At 24.2% G+C, this 1,238-nt stretch carries 1 protein-coding gene; it reads left to right on the top strand.

The features are described 5' to 3' along the window. Positions 1-1,238, top strand: a 1,238-nt coding sequence (locus tag L8X40_RS08330) for a hypothetical protein (RefSeq protein WP_318530030.1), incomplete at both ends; no start/stop codon positions are given.

The following is a 1,238-nucleotide window of genomic DNA, read 5'->3' on the forward strand; positions in this document are numbered from 1 at the left end:
AGCCACTTCATCTTAGAAAACAAAGATAAAAATAAAAAGCTTATATTTTTTGACAATGCTTCATCTATGTCAAATCTTTTGCATCTTTATGAGAACAATTGTGATATATTTGTTAAAGATGAGTCATTAATCGATATAGCTTTATTAGAACAAAACTATGATCTAGATTTTAATAAACTAAAAACAAGAGTATTTTTTTATGAAAAACTTCTTTTAGGCGCAAAGGAAGATGAAATTTTTTCTTTCAATGATGAAAAAATAAATTATTATCTTAAATATGATGAGAATAATTTATATGCTTTAAAAGATTTAAACATTACTTATGATTATTATCATTGTAAGATTAAAAACTATGTTTTAGCTAAAAATAGTTTAAATATAAAATTAGAACCTAAAAAGATAAGCAAGCACTATGCTTATGATGATTTAAACCATCAAGATCTAAATTTAACCCACAATAACACTAGTATTATAAACAACACTGCTACTTCAAATTACATCAGCCTTATCATACAAGATGAACATGGCAAGGCTATTGATAATGCTAGCATTAGTATAAAAGGGTATGATCATGAAAAACTAATCAAGCAAAGCATATTAAAATTAAAAACTAATAAAGAAGGTAAGATAAGATTTGATAGAGAAAAAGACTTCAGTAATTGTCATAGTTTTAAAGTTAGATTAGAAGATAATAAAGCTTATTTAGCCAAACCCTTACAAGATAGCAAAAGAATATTTAATAATTATATCAATCATAAAATAGGACTTATACTTAGGTTTAAAAATAAAGATTATTTTAAATATGATGGTTTTTATTTATATCATTTTAAAGGAAAAGATTTAATAGCTTCTTATATGGCAAGAAGTGGAGTAGCTAAAGCTGATAATTTAAAACCATCAAATAAACAAATTGCTTTTAGTTTTTATCAAGATATAAAAGATAAAACTACCAAGAAAAAAGCATATTTTTATTATGATGATGAAAGTATTAAAGATAAATTTGGAAGCTTACCTGAAGGAAAGTATTATTTTAAAATCAATGAGATTAATTACAACAAACAACCTGATTTTTTAAAAGATTATCCTTTTAGCATAGGTAAGGCTTGGGGAAAGTATTGTGTTAGATTATACACAGATAAAGAATGCTCTAAAAGTTTTAAAGAAATAGAAATTTCAAATCCAAATGATGAAAAAGGAAAAAGCAAGAATAAAGAAAGTATGAGTAAGGGGGATTTGTA

This window comes from Campylobacter sp. CNRCH_2013_0855 (genome assembly GCF_025773025.1).
Classification (GTDB): Bacteria; Campylobacterota; Campylobacteria; order Campylobacterales; family Campylobacteraceae; genus Campylobacter_D; species Campylobacter_D jejuni_C.